This is a genomic window from Pseudonocardia sp. ICBG1034, from assembly GCF_020131375.1.
GTDB classification, from domain to species: domain Bacteria; phylum Actinomycetota; class Actinomycetes; order Mycobacteriales; family Pseudonocardiaceae; genus Pseudonocardia; species Pseudonocardia alni.
The window spans coordinates 594,191-614,966 of the sequence record NZ_JAHLEK010000023.1; the positions used below are offsets into that span (position 1 = coordinate 594,191).

Genomic DNA, 20,776 nt, shown 5'->3' on the forward strand with positions numbered 1-20,776 from the left:
GGAGTGGGCGATGACCGCCGACGAGCTCGAGCAGCTGCTCAAGTCCCTGCTGGCCAAGGGGGTCACGGTCGTCCTGCTGGCGCTGGGCCCTGCCGGGGAGCTGGTGGGGGTGGAACCCGGGGGGTCCGCGACGCCGTCGGTGAGCTCCGGGCAGGACGCCGCCGGTGCGCCGCGTCCGGATCTGGAGCTGGGCGCCGACGGTGAGGTGTGCGTCGGGTCGGGCGGGTCCTCCGGGGCCGGGGCCGGGTCGGGCTCCGGCGGGTCCGGGTCGGGCCCCGACTCCGGGTCGGGCTCCGACAGCTCGGGCGGCGGGGATCGCGAGCGCGGGTCCGGGGCCGACGGGTCCGGGTCCACCGGGGCAGGCGGCGACCCGGCCGGCGGGTCGGAGGAAGGTCGCGACGGCGGGGCCGGCAGCTCCGACGGGTCGGGCGACTCCGACGGCCGGCCCCGAGCCGGCGGGTCGGACGACTCCGGGAGCGGCAGCGGATCGGACGACAGCGGCTCCGGGGGAAGCGGCTCCGGGGACAGCGGCTCCGGGGGCACCGGGCCCGGCGGCGGCGGCTCCGGAGGCTCCGGTTCGGACGACAACGGCCCCGGCGACAGCGACGCGGGCAACGGCTCGGGCAGCAGCGGCTCGGGCAGCAGCGGCTCGGGCAGCAGCGGCTCGGGCAGCAGCGGCTCGGGCAGCAGCGGCACCGCCTCCGGCGCCCCCGACGAGTCCGGTGCCACCGCCTACGGCACCAGCGACGACGCCGCCGCGGGCCTCCTCACCGGTGGCACCGGCGGCCGGCCCACCCCCGCCCCCTGCCCCACCGGCTCGGGTGGCGCGGCCGATCCCGCGCCCGCCACCGGGAGCACCCCGGAGGCGGGCGGGGCGACCACCGGCGGCGGCGCGACGGCGGCCGAGGGCACCACCGCGGCGGCGAAGCTGGGCTGGGGCCGGCCCGTCCGCGCCGACGAGTTCGACAACGGCACCGACGGCTGGAGCATCTACGACGGCGCCGGGCACGCGGGCAACGGCCGTCGCACCCCGGACGCGGCCACGGTGGCCGACGGCGTCCTGACGATCACCGGCGACAGCCAGGGCAACACCGCGGGCATGGCGTGGAAGGAGGGCTCCCAGCAGTACGGACGCTGGGAGGGGCGGGTGCGCGCGCCGGTCGGGGACCCGTCGTACAACGCCCTGCTGCTGCTCTGGCCCACCGCGGAGAACTGGCCCGAGGGCGGCGAGCTCGACTTCATGGAGATGATGGACCCCGAGCGGCAGAAGACCAACGCGTTCTTCCACTACGGCGCGGACAACTCCCAGGTCGAGGGCTCGGTCGAGATCGACGCGACGCAGTGGCACAACTGGGCCCTGGAGTGGACCCCGGACCGGATCACCGCCTACGTCGACGGCGAGAAGTGGTTCGAGACCACCGAGCAGAAGGTGCAGCCGCCGGGGCCGATGCACCTCTGCATCCAGCTCGACTGGTTCCCCAAGGGCGGGTCGGGGAAGGAGACGCAGATGCAGGTCGACTGGGTCCGCCAGTACACCCTCGACAGCGGCGCAGCCGGCGGAGCGGCGGACGGCGGCAGCGCCACCGGCAGCGGGGGGACCACGGGCTCGACCGGCTGAGCCCGACCATGATCACCGGTTGTGGAGTACGGAGGTACACGAAGCGCACCCTGCGCTCCACAACCGTCGATCATGGAGCCCCCCGACCGGCCCCGCCGCGGGAGGTGGCCCGGACTTCTCAGCTCCCCCACAGCCGTCCCCTCCTAGGCTGCCGCCGACCCGCCGTCGACCAGTGAGGAGGGGGTCGTGCCGGAACAGACGGAGCAGGAGCCCGAGCACGACCCCGAGGCACCGACGCGACGCCGCTGGCCCGCCGTCGTCGGCATCGTGGCGGGTCTGGCCGTGCTGGCCGGTGTCGTCACCGTCGCCACCGACCCGTCGCTGCTCACCGGCTCCTCGACCCCGACTCCCGCACCGTCGGCCCCGGCGACGCCGCCGGGCGGGATGCACGACCAGGAACGCCCGACCGAGGTCGGCGAGCTCGACCCCGCGGCGCGCTCGGACACCGAGGCGGCGGTGCGCAACGGCTGGCGTCTCACCGACCACGACGAGTTCGACGGCGCCGCGCTCGACCGCACGCGCTGGAGCCCGTACACCGGGGAGACCACCGGCGGCAACGGTCGGCACCTCGCGGAGAACATCTCCGTGCGCAACGGCGAGCTCGTCCTGACCAGCCGGGGGCGCACGTCCGCCGGTCTGGCCTGGCGCGGCGGCCAGCAGTACGGGCGCTGGGAGATCCGGGCGAAGACCAACCCCGCCGTCGGCTACGGCGACGTGGCGCTGCTCTGGCCGGACGCCGAGGACTGGCCCGAGGGCGGCGAGCTCAACTTCATGGAGATCCCGAAGCCGCAGCGCGACGAGACGCACACGATCGTCCACTACGGTGAGGACAACAGCCAGGTCGGCAAGACCGTCCGCGGCGACTTCACGCAGTGGCACACCTTCGCCGTCGAGTGGCTGCCCGACCGGGTCGTGTTCTACATCGACGGCGCCGAGGTCTTCCGCACCACCGATCCGGAGCAGATCCCGCCGCGGTCGATGCACCTGGCGATGCAGCAGGACATCGGTCCCTACGGCGACGACTGGATCCCCGCTCCGGACGCGACCACGCCGGACTCGCTCGACTTCCAGGTCGACTGGGTCCGCATCTACGCGCCCTGACCCGCTCGGCGGCGGGTCGGGTGTGACTGGGGAAAGAAGGAGGCCCCGGACCCTGTGGGGTCCGGGGCCTTCTCCTGTCCCGAACTGACGCGCCGCTCCCACCACGAAGCGACGAGATTGAGGTTAGCCTAACCTTCGTCGAGGGCGCAAGGGGTGGGTTCTCAGCCGAGCAGCTCCCGCAACGGTCCCACGCCGAAGTACCCCACGAACAGCACCGCCACGACCCACATCAGCGGGTGGACCTGCCGGGCGCGACCGGTGGCCGCGGCGAGCGCGACGTAGCTGATGAAACCGGCGCCGATGCCGTTCGCGATCGAGTAGGTGAACGGCATGACCGTGATCGTCAGGAACACCGGGATCGCGGTGCGCAGGTCGTCGAGCGAGACCGAGGTGATCTGTCGGAACATCAGCGCGCCGACGACCACCAGCGCCGGGGCCGCGGCCTCCACCGGGACGATCGCGTACAGCGGCGTGAAGAACATCGCCAGCAGGAACAGGACACCGGTCAGCACGTTGGCCAGACCGGTCCGTGCGCCCTCGGCGATGCCGGCCGCGGACTCCACGAAGATCGTGTTCGACGACGCCGACCCCACACCACCGGCGACCGCGCCCGCGCCCTCGACGACCAGCGCCTTCCCGACGTCCGGGAGCTTGTCGTCGGAGTCGGTCAGGCCCGCCTGGCGGCCGAGACCGGTGAGCGTGCCCATCGCGTCGAAGAAGTTCGCCAGCACCAGGGTGAAGATCAGCAGGACGACGGTGATGACGTCGAGCCGGGTGAACGCCCCGAGCGAGACCTGCCCGACCAGCGACAGGTCCGGCAGCCCGACGATCCGGTCCGGGATGGCGGGCACGGCCAGCGACCAGCCGCCGGGGTTGGTCGGGCCGCCCGGGCCGACCCGGACGATCGCCTCGACGACGATCGCGATGATCGTGTTCACCACGACGCCGATGAGGATGCCCGCACGGACACCGCGGGCGACGAGCACCCCGACGATGATCAGTCCGACGACGAACACGAACGTCGGCCAGGAGGCGATGGAGCCGCCGGTGCCCAGCCCGACCGGGACCGTGGTGTTGGCCGCGTCGGGCAGCCGGCGCACGAAGCCGGAGTCGACCAGGCCGATCAGCGCGATGAACGCGCCGATGCCGACCGCGATCGCCGTCTTGAGCTCGGTGGGGACGGCGTTGAACACCGCCGTCCGGAAACCGGTCAGGGCGAGGATCACGATGATGACGCCGTTGATGACGACCAGGCCCATCGCCTCGGGCCAGGTCATCAGCGGCGCGATGGTCACCGCCAGCAGGGTGTTGATCCCCAGGCCGGTGGCGATCGCGAACGGGTAGTTCGCGACGACGCCGAAGATGATGGTCATCACGCCCGCGACCAGGGCTGTCACCGCGGCGACCTGCGCGACCGGGAGGATCCCGCCCAGCGCGTCGGCCTTGGCCGACGGGTCGCCCGGCGTGACGCTGCCGAGGATCAGCGGGTTCAGGACGATGATGTAGGCCATCGCCATGAACGTGACGAGACCCCCGCGCAGCTCGCGGGAGACGGTGGAGCCGCGCTCGGACACGCGGAACAGGCGCTCGATCACGGCGACACCCTAGACGCGGTGCAACGCTGCGGGTTCCGTACGTGCACCGTTTAGGCTACGGCCCCGTGACGGCCCACGACAGCGAGCGCGCGAGCGACCCCCCGCCCCCGCCGCCGTTGCCGGCGCGCTTCTACGAGTCCCCGCCGGTGATCCTCGGCGGGATGCTGCTGTGGGCGGTCGGCGCGGGCGTCGCCGCCGCGTTCGTGATGGTCACCGGCTCCGGGTTCGATCCCGCGACCGGCGCCGGCGCCTGGTTCTGGACCTGCATCGCCGGGGTCGGGGTGGGTCTGTTCGGCGCCGCGGTGTTCTCGGCGCAGCGCGCCGCGGCCCGGCGCGGGGACCGGTCGGCGCAGCGCGGCGTCGAGCCGAGGTAGGTCATAGGCTCAGCGGCATGACCGCGAACGACCGTCCGACCGCCGTCGTCACCGGGGCCTCCTCCGGGATCGGCGCCGCCACCGCCCGTGCGCTCGGCGCCGCCGGCTTCCACGTCGTGCTGGGGGCCCGCCGGGTGGAGCGCTGCGAGGAGATCGCGAAGGAGATCGACGGCACGGCGCTGTCCCTCGACGTCACCGACCGGGAGTCCGTCCGCGCGTTCGCCGACGCCGTGCCCGAGGCGAAGCTGCTGGTCAACAACGCCGGTGGCGCGAAGGGCCTGGAGCCCGTCGCCGACGCCGACGAGGACGACTGGCGCTGGATGTGGGAGACCAACGTCGCCGGCACGCTGCGTCTGACGCAGGCGTTCCTGCCGAAGCTGCGGGCGTCGGGCGACGGGCACATCGTCACGGTGACCTCGATCGCCGCGCTGGACTTCTACGACAACGGCGCCGGCTACACCGGCGCCAAGCACGCCCAGGCGATGCTGCACCGCACCCTGCGCGGGGAGCTGCTCGGCGAGCCGATCCGGATCACCGAGATCTGCCCCGGCATGGTGGAGACCGAGTTCTCCGAGGTGCGGCTGGGCGACGCCGACAAGGCGGCGAAGGTCTACGAGGGCCTGACCCCGCTGACCGCCGACGACGTCGCCGACACGATCGTCTTCGCCGCGACCCGGCCGTCGCACGTCAACCTGGACCAGATCGTGCTCAAGCCGCGTGACCAGGCGTCGGGCACGCGGCGGCACCGGCGCTAGAGGGTCTCCTCCGACCGGCGGTTCTGGTCGGCGTCGTCACCGGGGCTCTCGCTCCGGGCGGCGCCGGCGATCCGTTCCTCGGACTCGCGCAGGATCTGTTCGGCACCGGGTTCGGTGCCCTCCTCCTCCGGGAGCGGGGTGGAACGGCTGGCGGCGCGGTCGTCGGGAACGCTCATGGCGGGCGGGTACCCGCTAGGACAGCGCCGACAACCCCTTCCACTTCTCCCAGGACAGCGTCCAGTCCCACAGGTCGCCGTCGCGGGCGGAGAGCTGCACGGGGGTGCCGGTGACCTCGACCGGGTCGCCGTAGAGCACGGTGTCGTAGTACGCCTTGGCGTTCTCGATCGACAGGTTCACGCAGCCGTGGGTGACGTTCGCGGCCCCCTGCGCGGCGGCCGACACCGGGTTGGCGTGGATGAACTCGCCGTTGTTGCTCATCCGGACGGCCCACTTCTCGACGACGTCGTAGCCGTACTGCTGCGAGACCATCCGCTTGTCGGTGAACTTCTCGGTGACGACATGGATGCCCGAGCGCGTGTTGCGGTTCGGGTCGTCGGCCAGGCCGTAGGACGCCGGGTAGTCCGCGATCTGCTTGCCGTCGCGGATCACGATCATCCGGAACGATCGGGCGTCGGCCTTGACGATCTGGGCGCGGCCGATCGCGAACGACGTGGTCAGGTCCTCGGCGCCGTAGCTGCCGCCGCCGTAGTCGACGCCCTTGAGCGGCGCGTCCACGGTGACCGCCGTGCCCGAAGGCCAGTACTCCTTCGGCCGCCAGTGCACGCGCGAGCCGCCGTTCTCGTCGGGCAGCCAGCCCCACGCGCCCTCGACCTCCTTCGAGGTCGTGACCTTCAGGACCTTCTCGATCGCGGCGCGGTCCTCGACGTGCCGGTCGAACTGGATCTCGATCGGCGCGGCGATGCCGACGGTGCGGTCGTCGCCGATGTTCAGGGTGCCGCGCACGGTGCGGGCGGGTTCCAGCGTCGCGACGGTGCCCTGCACGGGGGTCGCCGTGCCGTCCGGCGCGACGGCGCGGCCGTGCCAGGTGTAGGTGGTCGCGAAATCCAGGTCACCGCTGCTGGTCCAGGTGGTGCGGTCCGGGGACAGCGCGCCGTCGACGGCGTCGCCGTCCGGGCCGGTCAGCGACACCCCGTCCAGCGTGCCGCCCGCCGCGCGGACCGAGACCGGCTGCGCCGGGTTGGCCGACGACGCCGAGGCGGCCGGCTGGTAGCTCACCTGTGGTCCGGCCGGGGCCGGGGCGGCCTGCGGCACCGCCGGGTCCTGCGGCGGGGCCGCGAGGGCCACCGCCCCGACGACGCCCAGCGCGCCGATCAGCGCCACCACGACGATCAGTACCCGTCGCAACCGTTCCCCCGCGTACTCGATCTCCTGCGTTGCGCACCGACCGTACGCCGGGATCCGGTCCACGTGATCGGCAGGAGGACGGTGCTCCCCCGTGCGGCGCAACGTGAACCGGACGTCGATGTACAGAGGGTGTCAGACGGCGCAGTCCACCAGTACCGGTTCGGGATGCAGGGTGACGCCGAACCGCTCGGCGACGCCGCCCTGCACCTCACGGGCCAGGGCCAGCAGGTCGGCCGTCGTCCCGCCGCCGCGGTGGGTCAGGGCCAGGACGTGCCGCGTCGACAGCGACACCCGGCCGCCGGGGCCGGCGTGCCCGCGGCCGAACCCGGCGTTCTGGATCAGCCCGGCGGCGCTGAGCTTGACCAGGCCCTCTCCCGCGGGCCACGCGGCCAGGCCGTCGACCTGCGGCGCCCGGTCCGTGGGCAGGATCGGGTTGGTGAAGAACGAGCCGGCCGACCAGGTGTCGTGGTCCTCGGCGTCGAGGACCATGCCCTTGCCGCGACGCAGCCCGAGCACCGCCTCGCGGACGGCGGCCGGGTCGGTCCGCGTCTCCGGGTCGACGCCGAGGGTGCGGGCGAGCTCGCCGTAGCGGATCGGGGCGGAGCGGCCGTCGGCGTGCAGCGCGAAGCGCACCCGCAGGACGATCGCGGCGTCGCTGCCCTTGAGGACGCTGGTGCGGTAGGCGAGCCCCAGGTCGGAGGCGGGCACGTGCTCGCGGACGGTGCCGGTGCGCCGGTCGTAGAGGTCGACGTCGACGAGCAGGTCGGCGACCTCGACGCCGTAGGCGCCCACGTTCTGCACCGGGGTCGCGCCGGTCCGCCCGGGGATCCCGGACAGACACTCCAGCCCGCCGAGCCCGTCGGCGACGGTCGCGGCGACGACGTCGTCCCAGTCCTCACCGGCCTCGACGGTCAGCAGCACCCGGTCGCCGTCGCGCTCGTGGCCGATGCCGCGCCCCGCCAGCAGCACGGCGGTGCCGTCGAACCCGGCGTCGGCGACGACGAGGTTCGACCCGCCGCCCACCAGCAGCACCCGTTCCCCGGCCCGGTCGGCCGCGGCGACGGCGTCGACCACCTCGGCCGCGCCCTCGGCGCGCACGATGCGGGAGGCAGGCCCGCCGAGGCGCAGTGTGGTGTGCGCACTGAGCATCGGGTCGACCGTTGTCGGAGCGGGGGAACTCACGACCGCAACGGTAGCCTTCGCCCATGCCGCGCTCGATCGACTACCGCGCAACGTCCGCGCATCCGGCCTCGAAGGTCTACGCGGCGATGGTCGACCGCGATCTCCTGGAGGAGCAGCTGCGTCACATCGGCGGCCCCGGTGCCGGGGTGACCGCGTACGAGACCACCGCCGACGGCGTCCGCTACACGCTGCGGCACGGGATCCCGGGCGAGCACCTGCCGTCGATCGTGTCGTCGTTCGTGCCCGGCGGGGACCTGCAGATCGACCGCAGCGAGCAGTGGCGGGCCGGTGACTCGGGCGTCTACGACGGCACCGGCTCCGTGAAGGTCATCGGCACCCCCGCCACCGCACGGTCGGTGATGCGGATCGCCGACGTCGACGGCGGCAGCGAGGTCCGGATCCGGGCCGAGGTCACGGTCAAGGTCCCGCTGGTGGGTGCGAAGATCGAGCAGGCGGTCGCCGGGCAGATCGAGCAGCTGCTCGCCGCCGAGACCCAGTTCACCCTCTCCCGGATCTCCTGATGCCCCACTACGTGATCACCCTGTCCTGTCCGGACCGCACCGGCATCGTCGCGCGGATCAGCACGTTCCTCGCCGAGCTCGGCGCCTCGATCACCGAGGCCGCGTACCACGCCGACGTCGAGGCCGGGGTGTTCTGCACCCGCCAGGTCGTCGACGCCGCGTCGGTCCCCTTCGGCGTCGACGAGCTCCGCGCCCGGTTCGCCCCGGTCGCCGCCGAGCTGGGCGGTGAGCACCGCATCTCCGACACCGGCGTCCGCAAGCGCGCCGTGCTCCTGGTGACCCGCGACCAGCACTGCCTGCACGACATCCTCGGCCGGGTGTGGGCGGGCGAGCTGCCGGTGGAGATCACCCGCGTGATCGGCAACCACACGTCGCTGGAGCCGGTCGTCGCCGCGCACGGGGTGCCGTTCCACCACGTACCCTTCCCCGCGCCCGGCGACCCGGCCCGCGAGCAGGGCAAGGTCACCGCGTTCGAGGAGATCCGCAAGCTCGTCGACGACGACTCCCCCGACGCGATCGTCCTCGCCCGCTTCATGCAGGTCCTGCCCGCGCACCTGTGCGAGGCCTGGGCCGGGCGGGCGATCAACATCCACCACAGCTTCCTGCCGTCCTTCGCCGGGGCGCGGCCGTACCACCAGGCCCACCGGCGCGGGGTCAAGCTGATCGGCGCGACCTGCCACTACGCGACCGCCGACCTCGACGCCGGCCCGATCATCGAGCAGGACGTCGCCCGCGTCGACCACGGGGACACCGCGACCGACATGGTGCGACGGGGACGCGACATCGAACGCCTGGTGCTGGCCCGGGGGCTGCGGTGGCACCTGGAGGACCGGGTGCTGATCCAGGGCAACCGGACCGTCGTCTTCCGCTGAGCCCGCAGCCCTGCGGCCCTGCCGGGTCGCGCGCAGCGGAGTGTCGTCGAGATGCAGCTCAGCGGGAATCGTGGATCTCCGTGGCCCGCCGAGCTGCATCTCGGCGTACGTCCTCGATCGCGATGGCGATGGCGTCCGGCCGATCGGGTCCGTCGGCCGGGGCAGCCGGCGCACGATCAGCGCGTGACGATTCCCGGATGGCCCGAGGTGTTCCGCGGGACCGCGGCCGTGGCGGCGGGTCTCGTCACGCCCGACCTTCTACGAGGGCCCCGTTACCGCCGGCTGTTCCCGGACACCTACGCGCCGGCCGACCTGCGCCCCGACCTACGGCTCCGCTCGCTCGCGGCGCACCGCTGGGCCGGATCGGACGCCGTGCTCAGCGGATACTCGGCCGCCGAGCTGCTCGGCGCGTCGTGCGCACCGTGGGCCGCACCGGCCGAGGTGACCGTCGGTGCGGCGCACCCCGGAGCCCGCTCCCGTGACGGTGTGCTCGTCCGCCGCGACGTCCTGCACCCCGACGAGGTGACCGAGGTCCGCGGCGTCCGGGTCACCACGCGTGTCCGCACCGCGTTCGACCTCGCGCGGCGTCTGTCCCCGACCGAGGGTGTCGTCGCCGTCGACGCACTGTCCCGCGGGTCGTTCGCCCCGGACGTGCTGCTGAACCTCGCGGTCCGGCACGCCCACGCCCGGGGTGTCCGACGGGTGGTCGACGCGACGGCGTGGGCCGACCCGCGCGCCGGCTCCCCGCCCGAGACCCGGCTCCGGCTGATCCTCGTCCGGGGTGGCCTCCCGCGGCCGGTGCCCCAGCACCCGGTCCTCGACGACGCCCGGCGCACGGCGCTGTGGCTGGACCTGGCCTACCCGGACCACCACCTCGGCGTCGAGTACGACGGCGGCGGCCACTTCGCGACGCCCGAGGCGGCCCGCGCCGACGCCGGGCGGCACACCCGACTCGTCGCGGCGGGGTGGCGGGTGCTGCGCTACACCGCACCGGACATGCACCGACGGCCCGACGAGATCGTCGCCGAGGTGGGCCGGGCCCTCGACCGCACTCGCCGAGATGCAGCTCAGCGGGTCATGGAGATCGACAATTCCCGCTGAGCTGCATCTCGGCGAACTCCCCCCCCGGGGGGCACACGACGGCGCCCGCCCCGCGTGCTGCGGGACGGGCGCCGGATCGTGCGGCTCGGGCCGCGGGTCGGACGGAGGTCAGGCCGCGGACTGCTCGGCCGTCGCCGCGTCGTGGGCGGGCTCCAGGGCGATCGCCAGGACCTCGGAGACGTCGGCGACCGGGTGCACCCGCAGCTCCTCGCGGACCGAGGCCGGGACGTCGTCCAGGTCCGGCTCGTTGCGCTTCGGGATGATCACGTCGGTCAGTCCGGCCCGGTGCGCGGCGAGCAGCTTCTGCTTCACCCCGCCGATGGGCAGGACCTTGCCCTGCAGTGTCACCTCACCGGTCATGCCGAACGAGCTGCGGACGGGACGTCCGGAGGCCAGCGACGCCAGCGCCGTCGTCATCGTGACGCCGGCGGACGGGCCGTCCTTCGGAACCGCACCGGCCGGGACGTGCACGTGCAGCTTGCGCGACGCGAGGTCACCGGCCAGCCCGCGCGAGCGCAGGTAGGACAGCGCGATCGAGACGGACTCGGTCATCACCTCGCCCAGCTGCCCGGTGATCTGCAGGCCCGGCTCGCCGTCCATCGAGGTGGCCTCGATGAACAGCACGTCACCACCGGCACCGGTCACCGCCAGCCCGGTCGCGACGCCCGGCACCGAGGTCCGCTCGGCGGACTCCGGCGTGAACCGCGGACGGCCGAGGTAGGTGACGAGCGCGTCGGCGTCGACGTGCACCGGGCGCTCGGTCTCCGACGCGTCCAGCTGGACGGCCACCTTCCGCAGCACCTTCGCCAGGCCCCGCTCCAGCTGCCGGACCCCGGCCTCCCGGGTGTACTCGGCGGCGATCATCGACAGCGCGACGTCGGTGAACTCGACGTCGCCGTCGTCGAGACCGGCCTTGGCGACCTGGCGCGGCAGCAGGTGGTCACGGGCGATCGCGACCTTCTCCGGCTCGGTGTAGCCGTCGAGCGTCACGATCTCCATGCGGTCGGCCAGCGGGCCGGGGATCGCGGAGCCGTCGTTCGCCGTCGCCAGGAACAGGACGTTCGACAGGTCGAGGTCGACCTCCAGGTAGTGGTCGCGGAACGTGTGGTTCTGCGCCGGGTCGAGGACCTCCAGCAGCGCCGCGGTCGGGTCACCGCGGAAGTCGCTGCCGACCTTGTCGATCTCGTCGAGCAGCACGACGGGGTTCATCGAGCCGGCCTCGCGGATGGCGCGGACGATCCGGCCGGGCAGCGCGCCGACGTAGGTGCGCCGGTGGCCGCGGATCTCCGCCTCGTCCCGGACGCCGCCGAGCGCGACGCGGACGAAGTTCCGGCCGAGCGCGCGGGCGACCGACTCCCCCAGCGACGTCTTGCCGACGCCGGGCGGGCCGACCAGCGAGAGCACCGCGCCCGAGCCGCGGCCGCCGACGGTGTCGAGACCCTTGCGCTCGCGACGGGCGCGCACGGCGAGGAACTCGACGAGACGCTCCTTCACGTCGTCGAGACCGGCGTGGTCGGCGTCGAGGATGCGGCGGGCCTCCACGAGGTCCGACGAGTCGGTGGTCGTGGTGCTCCACGGGATGTCGAGGACGGTGTCGAGCCAGGTCCGGATCCAGCCGGACTCCGGGCTCTGGTCCGAGGAGCGCTCCAGCTTGCCGACCTCGGTCAGCGCGGCCTTGCGGACGTCGTCGGGCAGGTCGGCGGCCTCCACGCGGGCGCGGTAGTCGTCGGAGCCCTCCGGGTCGTCCTCACCGAGCTCCTTGCGGATCGCGGCGAGCTGCTGGCGGAGCAGGAACTCGCGCTGCTGCTTCTCCATGCCCTCACGGACGTCGTTCGAGATCTTCTCGGTGACCTCCTGCTCGGCGACGTGCTCCTTGGTCCAGCTCAGGAGCTTCTCCAGCCGGGCGTCGAGGTCGGTCTCGGCGAGCAGCTCGGCCTTGTGCGCGACGTCCAGCCACGACGCCCACCCGGCGAGGTCGGCGAGCGCGCCCGGGTCGTTCGTCTGCTGCACGGAGTCGATGACCTGCCAGGCTCCCCGCTGCTGCAGGATGCCGATCACCAGGGCCTTGTACTCGCGGGCGAGCTCGTGGGTGCGGCCGGTGGGCTCGCCGGCGTCGACCGGCTCGGCCTCGACCCAGAGCGCCGCGCCGGGGCCGGAGACCCCCGACCCGATGCGGGCGCGCCGCTCACCCCGCACGACGGCGGCCCGGTCCCCGTTGGGGAGCCTGCCGATCTGCTCGAGCACGGCGACGACGCCGATGGCGCCGTAGCGGCCGTCGATGCGGGGCACGACGAGCACCCGTCTCCCGTCGTCGCGGTCCTGGGCCGCGGCGGTGGCCGCGTCGACCGCGGCACGGGTGTCGGAGTCGTCGAGACGGACGGGGACGACCATGCCGGGCAGGACCACGGCGTCGTCGAGGGGCAGGACCGGGAGCGTCAGCACGTCACTCATGCCCTGCCCAACCACACGGAGGGTCCTCCGCTTCCCGGAGTTGAGTCGTGTCCGCTCAGGGCGAACGCGACCACCGGAGCACGTCACGGCGACCGTGGGCACACCGGGTTCCGCGGGCGGCCAGTTCCTGCTGCTGCCCGCGGGCTGGACCTCGGCCGACGGGCCCGCCGTCCCGCTCCCCCGCGGGGGTGGCCACCGGCTGGGGTGCACCGCCGCGGAGGCCGCCCGCAGCACGGGCTGCCGACTCAGCGCGCGAGGTCCGGCACGACCTCGGCGCCGGGCAGCGACGCCGGCAGGTCGCCGGGCACCGCCGGCTTCCCGCCCGCGTCCCGCTCCCGGCGACGACGGCGTCGGCCCCGGCGACCCCGGGCGACAGCCGGAGCGGCCAGTCCGTGGGGAGCCCGATCGGGGTGATGCCGCCGTGGGCCATCCCGGTCACGGCGACGGCGTCGTCCATCGGCGCGAACGACGCCGTGCGCACGTCGAGGCGGCGCTTCACCGCGCCGTCGACGTCGACCCGGGTCGTCGCGAGGACCACGCAGGCGACGTACCGGGTCTCGCCGCCACGCCTCCCGGCGACGACCGCGCAGTTCGCGGCCCGTTCGACCGGGAGGAGTAGGCGGCTCAGAACGCGGCGGTGCCGGCCAGGTCGGGATCGATCTCGGCGACGGCGATCCGGCCCGCGTCGAACTCCGCCGGCGCGACGGCGACGGGCTCCGCGAGCAGGTCGGGCCGGGCCGGCGCCGGGACGGCCGTGAGCGTCCCGAGGACCAGGTGGTTCACCAGCGCGGTCCGCCGCCCTGGACCTCCATCACCGCGGGCTTGACGTCGACCAGGTAGACCAGCGTCGCGACGGTGGCGGCCAGCCAGAACATGGCACCGCCGAACATCGGGCCGTTCGTGATGATCAGGAGCAGCAGCGCGACGCCGGTGATGCCCAGCCATGCGTTCTTGGTGAGCTTGCCCGCCGCGGTGAAGGCGTCCGCACGTTGCATCAGTGCGTGCCCGAACGAGAACCCGCCGACCACGACCATGATCCACTTGATCACGAAGATGATCAGTTCATCGGGGGCACCTGGCAGTGACAGCACTCGGCCAGGGTACGGACAACCCGGGCGCCGGTCACGTCCGGCGCCGGATCCGGGCAGGACGATCCGCATCCGCACACGACGGCGCCCCCGGCCGATCGGGATCGGCCGGGGGCGCGGGTCGTGCTCACCGGGCGCGGGGCCCGGCGGGTGTCACTTCTTGGCCGACGCCGTCGAGGTGCCGCGGCGGGTGGTCGGCTTGCGGGCCGGGACCTTCGCGCCGGTGGCGGTCTTCGGGTCGGTCTTGGCGGCGGTGCGGCGCGCGGTCGAGCGCGTGGTCGACGCGACCTCGTCGCCGGCCTCCTCGATCGCCTCGGCGGCCTCCTTCGAGACCTCGGTGACGACCTCGGCGGCCTCGCTCGCGGCGGTCTGGGCGCGGCGGGCGACCTTCTCACCGACCGAGCGGGTCTGCGTGGTGACCGCACCCAGGGTCTTGACGGCGACGTCGTGGGTCTCGTCCACGAACTCGTCGACGCGGGTGTCGAACTTCTCGGTCAGACCCTCGACGGTCGCGATGGCCTGCTTGACCTGCGGCTGCTTGCGGATCCGGCCCCAGGCCTTCTCACCGCGCTGGGCGAATCCGACGTAGACGCCCTCGACCTCGGAGCGGAACTCCTCGACCTGCTTGCGGATGTTGTCCGAGGACAGCTTGCCGCGGAGCTCCTTGAGCTCGTCGGGGAGCTCCTGGACGCGGGTCTGCACCTCCTCGGCGCGCTTGGTCGCGGTGGAGCGGGCGTCGGTGACGGCCTTGCTCACGGTGGTGACGGCGAAGTCGCCGGCGCCGAGCACGGCGAGCAGCGGGGTGCGGACGACCTCGGCCTGCTCGGCGGTCTGCTCACGCAGCTTCTGCACGTCGGCGCTGGTGGGGAGGTTCACGGCCATGGTGATCACTTCCTCGTATCGGTGGGGGTGTCGGTGGTGCCGGCAGAGAGGCCGTTCTCCCTGCGAAAGGACTCGTAGACATCGAGCAGCACACGTTTCTGCCGCTCGTTGAGAGTCGGATCGGTGAGCACCGCGTCGGTCACCTGACCGGCGGGCCGCTCCTCGAGGATCCCGGCGCGGACGTACAGCGCCTCGGCGGAGATCCGCAGCCCCTTGGCGATCTGCTGCAGTATCTCGGCGGACGGCTTGCGCAGTCCGCGCTCGACCTGGCTGAGATACGGGTTGCTGACGCCCGCGGTGCGGGCCAGCTGCCGCATGGAGACCTGGGCGGCCTCGCGCTGGGCGCGGATGTAGGACCCGATGTCCTCCACCGCGTGCCCCACGGTCTGACCGACGCTCTCGACGGCCTGCGCGACGCGCTCGACGGGTTCGACGGACTCACGCTCTCCGTGCTTGCGCTCGGTGGCCATCCGTCTCACCTCCGCCTCGATCCGTTCCTCACTGACGGAATCGACCGTACGCGGTACTGCTAGCTCCTGCAAGCACGGTGCTAGCGCTGGTCACGTGGCGTGCGCCACGTCGGTGACGGCCCGGTGACGGTGCGATGTCATCCGGGGACCCCCGACCGATCACCCGATGACGAGCTCCCCCACGGCGTGGATGACCAGGCCGGCGAGCGCCCCCACGACGGTGCCGTTGATCCGGATCCACTGCAGGTCCCGGCCGACCTGGAGCTCGATCTTGCGCGAGGTCTCCTCCGCGTCCCAGCGGGCGACGGTCTCGGTGATCAGGGTGGTGATCTGGTGCCGGTAGTGCCGCACGACGTACGACGCGGCGTCCGCCAGCCAGCCGTCGAGCTTCGCGCGCAGCTCGGCATCGCGGCCCAGCCGCCGCCCGAAGGCCATGAGGCCGTCGCGCACGCGCAGGCGCAGCTCGTTCGACGGGTCGTCGGCCGCGTCGAGGACCATGGACTTCACGACCGTCCAGGCGCGGCCGATGAAGTGCTGCACCTCCGGGTGCTCGACGACCTGGCGCTTGACCTGCTCGGCGCGCTCCATCGTCGTCGCGTCGTGCTGCAGGTCGCGGGCGAACTCGGCGAGGTAGCGGTCCACGGCGTGCCGCAGCGGGTGCTCGGGGTCGGTCTTGACCGCCCAGGCGTACCCGCGGATCTCGGCGAACAACTTGTCGGCCACGAGGTCGTCGACGAAGCGCGGCGTCCAGGACGGTGCGCGGTCGTGCACGACCCGCAGGACCATCTCCTGGTTGTCGGCGACCCAGTCGTAGGCGCGGTCGCAGACGAGGTCGACCAGCCTGCGGTGGGCGCCGTCGGCCAGGACGCCCTCCAGCGCCTTGCCCATCGGCGGACCGACCGGGATCTCCATCAGCTTGCGCACCGCGACGGTCTCGATGACGTTCTGCACGTCCTCGTCGCGCAGCACGGTCACGAGGGCCCGCGCGGCGGTGACCAGCTCGGTGGTGATCCGGTCGGCGTTGTGCTGCTCGGCGATCCACCGCCCGACCGACTCGCTGACCCCGATCCGCTCGAGCTTGTCGCGGACGACGGACTCGGACAGGAAGTTCTCCCCGACGAAGTCGCCCAGGCTGTCACCGATCATGTCCTTCTTGCGCGGGATGATCGCGGTGTGCGGGATCGGGATCCGCAACGGGTGCCGGAACAGCGCGGTCACCGCGAACCAGTCGGCGAGCGCACCGACCATGCCGGCCTCGGCGGCGGCCCGGACGTAGTCCGCCCCGGGGACACCGCGGACGACCTCGAAGTACTTCGCGACGAAGAACACGACCGTCGCGCCGAGGAGGAACCCGGTGGCGACGGCCTTCATGCGCCGCAGGTCGCGCCGCTTCTGCTCGTCACCGGGGCCGAAGCCGCCGAGGGGGACGCTGGGAACGGACCCGACGGTGCGGTCCCGCTGCGGGACGGGGGTCGGGCGCTCCGGCGCGCGGGAGGTCTGCACACACCCATAGTGCCCGGGGACACCGACATCGGGCGGCGGGGGCATGCGCCGTGGGTCCCGGCCGGGCCCGGGGGATGTCCCGCCGGACCCGGCCGTGGCCGGTGGAGCGGCTGCGCGGCGAGGGAGAAGTGCCCCCTCGGGCGCCGCTTCCGGGCGTACCGCCCGGCCGGTCCCGGCGTCCCCCGCAGGTGATCGGCGGGGACGGCAGCGGGACGGAACCCGGGCGGGCGGTACGCGGTCGCGCGGGCCGGATCCTCGGTTCCGTCCGGGCCGCGCGGGAGGGTCAGCGCCGCAGGGCGCCCGGGACGCCGGACTGCTCGACCCGCGCCTCCTGCTCGTCGGGCAGGGCCTGCTCGCTGTCGCGACGGCGCACCGCGTCGCAGATCGCCTCGACGACGACCGCGGCCTCGGGCACCCGGTAGCCGACCCGCGCCGGGGCCACGCGCCACTGCACCCAGCCCTCTGGCCGCTCGGTCGGCGGGGCGACGACGCCGATGCCGTCGGTGTGCAGCACCACGTCGGTGTGCAGGCTCAGCTCGGCCGGGAGCGCGTGCCGCGGGCTCATCGGGAACCACCAGGTGTCCTCGGGCGTCGCGGCGACCGGCACGACCTCGCCAGCCTCACGCAGCGTCCGGCAGACCTGGCGACCGATGGCCGCCGGGACCTCGACCACGTCGAGCACGTCGCCCGTCGCGAGCATGACCTCCGCGCCCGGCCCCGGCACGAGCGGCCAACCGTGGTCGGCGTACTCGCGAGCGGCCGCTCGCAGCTCCGCGCCGTAGACGGCTCGGTAGCTGTCCCACCAGGACATGGAGGTCACTTCCTTCCGCTTGTGCGACAACCCCTGTGGTGCCGCTTTCCCTGTGAAGTACAACACCAGGATCGGGCTCCGGGCACGAGTTCGCGAGGGGTACGCGGCGAGGGTGCGCAGCGGCGAGACGAGCGGGGAACGCCGACCGCACGGCGTCGCGACCACCGGTGAACGGCGGGTGACCGGGCGCAGCGGACCGACGACCGGTGGCAACCCCGCCGCCGTCCGGCGCAGTGCCGGTCGTCGTACCGCTCGACATGCCTCGTGCGTCGATTGTCTTTATCATCGAGATGGTTGCGACGATCGGAAGGACTGGACATGGCGTCGACGACGGCGAGGGCGGGCCGCACGGCAGGCCCGGCCACCGGGATGGACACGGCACGCACCTGGGCGGTGCTCGCCGCGGCGGTGCTGCAGGCGGTGGCGGGCTCGCTCGGCGGCAGCGGGACGTTCGGGGAGTCGCAGCGGGTGCTCAGCGACCGCTACCCCTCACTGGTCACCCCGGCGACGGTGGCGTTCTCCGTGTGGGGCCTCATCTACCTGGCCCTGCTCGTGTACGCGGTGTACCAGTCGCTGCCCGGGCAGCGGTCGCGCCCGGTGCACCGGGCGACCGGCTGGCTGTTCGTGGCGACGGCGGCGCTCAACGCGGGCTGGATCGTCGTGTTCTCCCAGGAGCTCCTGGGCACCGCGCAGCTGCTGATCGTGGCACTGCTGGTGACCCTGGCCGTGGTGCTGCACCGGCTCGCCGCGTTCCCCGCCGAGGGCTTGGCCGACCGGGCACTCCTGCACGGCCCGCTGGCCTTCTACACGGGCTGGGTGTCACTCGCGACCGTGGCCGGGTTCTCGGTGACGCTGACCTACTGGGGCGCGCCGCTCGGCCCGGTGACGGCCGCGGCACTCCTCGGTGCCGGTGTGCTGGCCGCGGGCGTCGCGGCCCGGCGGACGACGGCGGCGCTGCCCTACGCGGCGACGGCCGTCTGGGCGCTGGTCTGGGTCGCGGTGGAGTCCTTGGGGGCCGGGACGGTGCCGGTGACCGTGGTCGCGGCGCTCGGCGTCGTGGCGGTGGTCGTCGCGGCGGCGCTGCGGGCGCGGGAGGGGCTGCGGCCGGCCTTCGGCTGACCCCGAGAACGACGACGGCGCCGGTCCCCGAGGGGAGCCGGCGCCGTCGCGGTGCGCGGGTCGTGCCCGCGCAGAAGTCAGATCACGCGGACCGAGTCGGCCTGCGGGCCCTTCTTGCCCTGGCTGGCCTGGAAGTCGACGCGCTGGTTCTCCTCCAGCGTGCGGAATCCGTTCGACTCGATGGCGGAGTAGTGGACGAAGACGTCCGGTCCCTCGTCGTCGGTGGCGATGAAGCCGAAGCCCTTCTCGGCGTTGAACCACTTGACGGTGCCCTGCGGCATAGCGTGTGTCCTTCTCAGATGGAGCGGTTCCGGCCCTCACAGCAAGAGCCGGAGGTCGCGTGGACACCGCCGTGGCACCTCAGCACCGATCGACGACGCCCACCGTCACAACTTCACACGGACGCTTCGCGGCGATCGGAGAAGAACGACTGCAACCGACGCGGACGCTACCACGGCTCTCCGGCACGTCGACCGTCCTCACTCGACGCCCCCGCACGGGCCCGTTCCGCGACGCCGACCGCCCGTCGCACCATTCCGGCGCGATCACGGAACGTGAGATCCGATCCGCCGATCGGCGACGGGCGGTCATCGCCGTCCCGAACGGGTGAGCGCAGGACGTGTTCCACGCCGTCGGGTGAGCGCCGGGCGCCCGCCCTCCCCGATTCGGGTGGTGACGGCGGTCCGGGCCCGTCCGGCGGCCTCCTCCGCCCCCGGACGGGGTCGCCCGTTCCGGGTGCGTTGCGGTGCGATCGGCTCGCAGCGTGACCGATGGGGCCCCTGTGACTCGTGTGGCCACGATCGGGCCACTGGTGGACGACGCCCGGTGACCGCAAGCTCGGCGCCGTCCGTCACCCCGTGCAGCAGCACAGCGAACTGGAGAGACCGTGCGATCCCGAGTCACCACTTCCGTCGCCCTGACCCTCATGATCGGCACCCTGGGTGTGTACGGCGCCGGCGTGGCCGGCGCGGCCGAGCCCGTTCGTGCCTCCGCCCCGGTCGCGACCGTCACCCACGCGCCCGCCGCGGCGTCCGACGGCCCGCTGGACCGGCTGTTCGACACGCTCTTCGGGAACGGCGCGGCGACCGCCCCGGCGACGCCCGCGGACACCACCGTCCCCGTCCAGGACGTGCCGACCCCGGCCGCCCCGGGCGTTCCGGCGGCTCCGGGCGCCCCGGCCGCTCCGGCCGTCCCCGGCGCGCCGGCCGTCCCCGGCGCGCCGGCCGCGCCGCAGGTTCCCGCCGCCCCGGCCGTTCCGGGGGCGCCGGCGGCACCGGCCGCGCCCGCCGTCCCGGCCGCGCCCGCCGTCCCGGCTGCGCCCGCCGCTCCGGCCGTGCCCGCGGCCCCCGCCGCTCCCGCGGTGCCGGCCACCCCCACCGTCCCGGGGACGCCGGCCGCGCCCGCCGTGCCCGCGGCTCCGGCGGCTCCGGCCGCTCCGGTGGCGCAGGTCGCCCCCGCGGCGCCCGCCGCCCCGGCAGCCCCCGCGGCGCCGGCCGCCCCGGTCGCCCCCGCGGCGCCGGCCGCCTCGGTGACCCCGGCCGTCGCCGTCACCTCGGACACCGCGGTCGGGCAGGCCCCCGAGCCCCCGGCCGTCCCGGGCGCTCCGGCCGTTCCGCAGACCCCGGCGGCCCCCCAGACCCCGGCCCTCCCGCAGGCGCCGGCGGCCCCGGCCGTCCCGGGTGCTCCCGCGGCCCCGGCGGTGCCCGCCGTCCCGGGTGCGCCCACCGCTCCGTCGGCCCCGGCCGTCCCGGGCGCTCCGGCTGCCCCTGCCGCTCCGGGCGCCCCGGCCGCTCCCGCCGTGCCCGCGGCCCCGGCAGCACCGGGCGCCCCGGCCGTCGCCACCGCCCCGGACGGCACCGCCGCTCCGCAGGCCCCGGCCGACGCCCGGACCCGGGACGCCGCGCCGACCCGCCCGAGCCTGTGGGAGCGACTGTTCGGCACCACCCGCTGACCTGCGACGCAGGCACG

Annotated in this window: 20 protein-coding genes and 1 pseudogene; 9 read left to right on the plus strand and 12 right to left on the minus strand. The window is 74.0% G+C overall.

Annotation, left to right across the window (positions count from 1 at the left end):
* Positions 1–10 precede the first annotated feature (10 nt).
* A complete protein-coding gene (locus KPF22_RS27135) occupies positions 11–1,618 on the plus strand; it encodes a glycoside hydrolase family 16 protein (protein ID WP_224403684.1) in 1,608 nt (535 codons plus the stop codon).
* A 186-nt stretch (positions 1,619–1,804) separates the two neighbouring features.
* On the plus strand, positions 1,805–2,719 hold the full coding sequence (locus KPF22_RS27140) for a family 16 glycosylhydrolase (RefSeq protein WP_208827055.1): 915 nt from the start codon (positions 1,805–1,807) through the stop codon (positions 2,717–2,719).
* A gap of 161 nt (positions 2,720–2,880) precedes the next feature.
* On the opposite strand, the gene KPF22_RS27145 is transcribed toward KPF22_RS27140, so the two are convergent.
* Positions 2,881–4,314, minus strand: a complete 1,434-nt coding sequence (locus tag KPF22_RS27145) for an NCS2 family permease (RefSeq protein ID WP_208827057.1) — start codon at positions 4,312–4,314, stop codon at positions 2,881–2,883.
* Between the two features lie 65 nt (positions 4,315–4,379).
* Between KPF22_RS27145 and KPF22_RS27150 the strand changes: the two genes are divergently transcribed.
* Positions 4,380–4,688, plus strand: coding sequence for a DUF2530 domain-containing protein (locus tag KPF22_RS27150; protein WP_224403685.1), 309 nt, complete (start codon positions 4,380–4,382; stop codon positions 4,686–4,688).
* Between the two features lie 17 nt (positions 4,689–4,705).
* On the plus strand, positions 4,706–5,443 hold the full coding sequence (locus KPF22_RS27155) for an SDR family NAD(P)-dependent oxidoreductase (protein WP_208827059.1): 738 nt from the start codon (positions 4,706–4,708) through the stop codon (positions 5,441–5,443).
* Here KPF22_RS27155 and KPF22_RS27160 read toward each other — a convergent pair.
* The 3 genes from KPF22_RS27160 to KPF22_RS27170 all read right to left on the minus strand — a co-directional run bounded on the left by KPF22_RS27160 (position 5,440) and on the right by KPF22_RS27170 (position 7,957).
* Positions 5,440–5,619 carry a hypothetical protein gene (locus KPF22_RS27160; protein ID WP_208827061.1) on the minus strand — a complete coding sequence of 60 codons (180 nt, stop codon included), beginning with the start codon at positions 5,617–5,619 and terminating at the stop codon, positions 5,440–5,442. The genes KPF22_RS27155 and KPF22_RS27160 overlap by 4 nt on opposite strands.
* Positions 5,620–5,635: 16 nt before the next feature.
* Complete coding sequence (locus tag KPF22_RS27165; RefSeq protein ID WP_224403686.1) at positions 5,636–6,808, minus strand: Ig-like domain-containing protein; 1,173 nt, start codon at positions 6,806–6,808, stop codon at positions 5,636–5,638.
* A gap of 132 nt (positions 6,809–6,940) precedes the next feature.
* Positions 6,941–7,957: a UDP-N-acetylmuramate dehydrogenase gene (locus tag KPF22_RS27170; RefSeq protein ID WP_255625295.1), complete on the minus strand. Its 1,017-nt coding sequence runs from the start codon at positions 7,955–7,957 to the stop codon at positions 6,941–6,943.
* A gap of 56 nt (positions 7,958–8,013) precedes the next feature.
* Here KPF22_RS27170 and KPF22_RS27175 point away from each other — a divergent pair, with 56 nt between their 5' ends.
* The 3 genes from KPF22_RS27175 to KPF22_RS27185 all read left to right on the plus strand — a co-directional run bounded on the left by KPF22_RS27175 (position 8,014) and on the right by KPF22_RS27185 (position 10,484).
* A complete protein-coding gene (locus KPF22_RS27175; RefSeq protein WP_062399848.1) occupies positions 8,014–8,511 on the plus strand; it encodes a DUF2505 domain-containing protein in 498 nt (165 codons plus the stop codon).
* Positions 8,511–9,383, plus strand: coding sequence for a formyltetrahydrofolate deformylase (gene purU, locus KPF22_RS27180; RefSeq protein WP_208826575.1), 873 nt, complete (start codon positions 8,511–8,513; stop codon positions 9,381–9,383). The genes KPF22_RS27175 and purU overlap by 1 nt, the downstream gene beginning before the upstream one ends.
* A gap of 183 nt (positions 9,384–9,566) precedes the next feature.
* Positions 9,567–10,484, plus strand: a complete 918-nt coding sequence (locus tag KPF22_RS27185; RefSeq protein WP_224403688.1) for a DUF559 domain-containing protein — start codon at positions 9,567–9,569, stop codon at positions 10,482–10,484.
* Between the two features lie 108 nt (positions 10,485–10,592).
* Here KPF22_RS27185 and lon read toward each other — a convergent pair whose 3' ends face one another.
* From lon to KPF22_RS27220, 7 genes and pseudogenes are all read right to left on the minus strand, one after another.
* A complete protein-coding gene (gene lon / locus KPF22_RS27190) occupies positions 10,593–12,935 on the minus strand; it encodes an endopeptidase La (protein ID WP_224403689.1) in 2,343 nt (780 codons plus the stop codon).
* A gap of 245 nt (positions 12,936–13,180) precedes the next feature.
* A pseudogene (locus tag KPF22_RS27195) lies at positions 13,181–13,718 on the minus strand (YbaK/EbsC family protein).
* Entirely contained in the window at positions 13,715–13,969 is a 255-nt protein-coding gene (locus tag KPF22_RS27200) for a DUF2516 family protein (RefSeq protein ID WP_062404096.1), read from the minus strand. The pseudogene KPF22_RS27195 and the gene KPF22_RS27200 overlap by 4 nt, the downstream one beginning before the upstream one ends.
* A 207-nt stretch (positions 13,970–14,176) precedes the next feature.
* Positions 14,177–14,905 (minus strand): hypothetical protein, encoded by a 729-nt coding sequence (locus KPF22_RS27205; protein ID WP_224403690.1) that lies wholly within the window; start codon positions 14,903–14,905, stop codon positions 14,177–14,179.
* 5 nt (positions 14,906–14,910) lie between these two features.
* On the minus strand, positions 14,911–15,375 hold the full coding sequence (locus KPF22_RS27210; protein WP_062399838.1) for a helix-turn-helix domain-containing protein: 465 nt from the start codon (positions 15,373–15,375) through the stop codon (positions 14,911–14,913).
* A gap of 159 nt (positions 15,376–15,534) precedes the next feature.
* Positions 15,535–16,878: a DUF445 domain-containing protein gene (locus KPF22_RS27215; protein ID WP_208826569.1), complete on the minus strand. Its 1,344-nt coding sequence runs from the start codon at positions 16,876–16,878 to the stop codon at positions 15,535–15,537.
* 283 nt (positions 16,879–17,161) lie between these two features.
* Positions 17,162–17,854, minus strand: coding sequence for a bifunctional DNA primase/polymerase (locus tag KPF22_RS27220; RefSeq protein ID WP_368858481.1), 693 nt, complete (start codon positions 17,852–17,854; stop codon positions 17,162–17,164).
* 153 nt (positions 17,855–18,007) lie between these two features.
* Between KPF22_RS27220 and KPF22_RS27225 the strand changes: the two genes are divergently transcribed.
* Positions 18,008–18,808: a TspO/MBR family protein gene (locus KPF22_RS27225; protein ID WP_224403691.1), complete on the plus strand. Its 801-nt coding sequence runs from the start codon at positions 18,008–18,010 to the stop codon at positions 18,806–18,808.
* Positions 18,809–18,885: 77 nt separating this feature from the next.
* Here KPF22_RS27225 and KPF22_RS27230 read toward each other — a convergent pair whose 3' ends face one another.
* Positions 18,886–19,089: a cold-shock protein gene (locus KPF22_RS27230; protein ID WP_020627638.1), complete on the minus strand. Its 204-nt coding sequence runs from the start codon at positions 19,087–19,089 to the stop codon at positions 18,886–18,888.
* Positions 19,090–19,733: 644 nt separating this feature from the next.
* Here KPF22_RS27230 and KPF22_RS27235 point away from each other — a divergent pair.
* Positions 19,734–20,759 carry a hypothetical protein gene (locus KPF22_RS27235; protein WP_224403692.1) on the plus strand — a complete coding sequence of 342 codons (1,026 nt, stop codon included), beginning with the start codon at positions 19,734–19,736 and terminating at the stop codon, positions 20,757–20,759.
* Positions 20,760–20,776 lie beyond the last annotated feature (17 nt).

Coding starts and splice junctions, on each gene's coding strand:
- KPF22_RS27135 (WP_224403684.1), top strand. CDS start 11: ATGACCGCCGACGAGCTCGAGCAGCTGCTCAAGTCCCTGCTGGCCAAG.
- KPF22_RS27155 (WP_208827059.1), top strand. CDS start 4,706: ATGACCGCGAACGACCGTCCGACCGCCGTCGTCACCGGGGCCTCCTCC.
- KPF22_RS27160 (WP_208827061.1), bottom strand. CDS start 5,619: ATGAGCGTTCCCGACGACCGCGCCGCCAGCCGTTCCACCCCGCTCCCG.
- KPF22_RS27170 (WP_255625295.1), bottom strand. CDS start 7,957: ATGCTCAGTGCGCACACCACACTGCGCCTCGGCGGGCCTGCCTCCCGC.
- KPF22_RS27175 (WP_062399848.1), top strand. CDS start 8,014: ATGCCGCGCTCGATCGACTACCGCGCAACGTCCGCGCATCCGGCCTCG.
- purU (WP_208826575.1), top strand. CDS start 8,511: ATGCCCCACTACGTGATCACCCTGTCCTGTCCGGACCGCACCGGCATC.
- lon (WP_224403689.1), bottom strand. CDS start 12,935: ATGAGTGACGTGCTGACGCTCCCGGTCCTGCCCCTCGACGACGCCGTG.
- KPF22_RS27200 (WP_062404096.1), bottom strand. CDS start 13,969: ATGGTCGTGGTCGGCGGGTTCTCGTTCGGGCACGCACTGATGCAACGT.
- KPF22_RS27205 (WP_224403690.1), bottom strand. CDS start 14,905: ATGGCCGTGAACCTCCCCACCAGCGCCGACGTGCAGAAGCTGCGTGAG.
- KPF22_RS27210 (WP_062399838.1), bottom strand. CDS start 15,375: ATGGCCACCGAGCGCAAGCACGGAGAGCGTGAGTCCGTCGAACCCGTC.
- KPF22_RS27225 (WP_224403691.1), top strand. CDS start 18,008: ATGGCGTCGACGACGGCGAGGGCGGGCCGCACGGCAGGCCCGGCCACC.
- KPF22_RS27230 (WP_020627638.1), bottom strand. CDS start 19,089: ATGCCGCAGGGCACCGTCAAGTGGTTCAACGCCGAGAAGGGCTTCGGC.
- KPF22_RS27235 (WP_224403692.1), top strand. CDS start 19,734: ATGATCGGCACCCTGGGTGTGTACGGCGCCGGCGTGGCCGGCGCGGCC.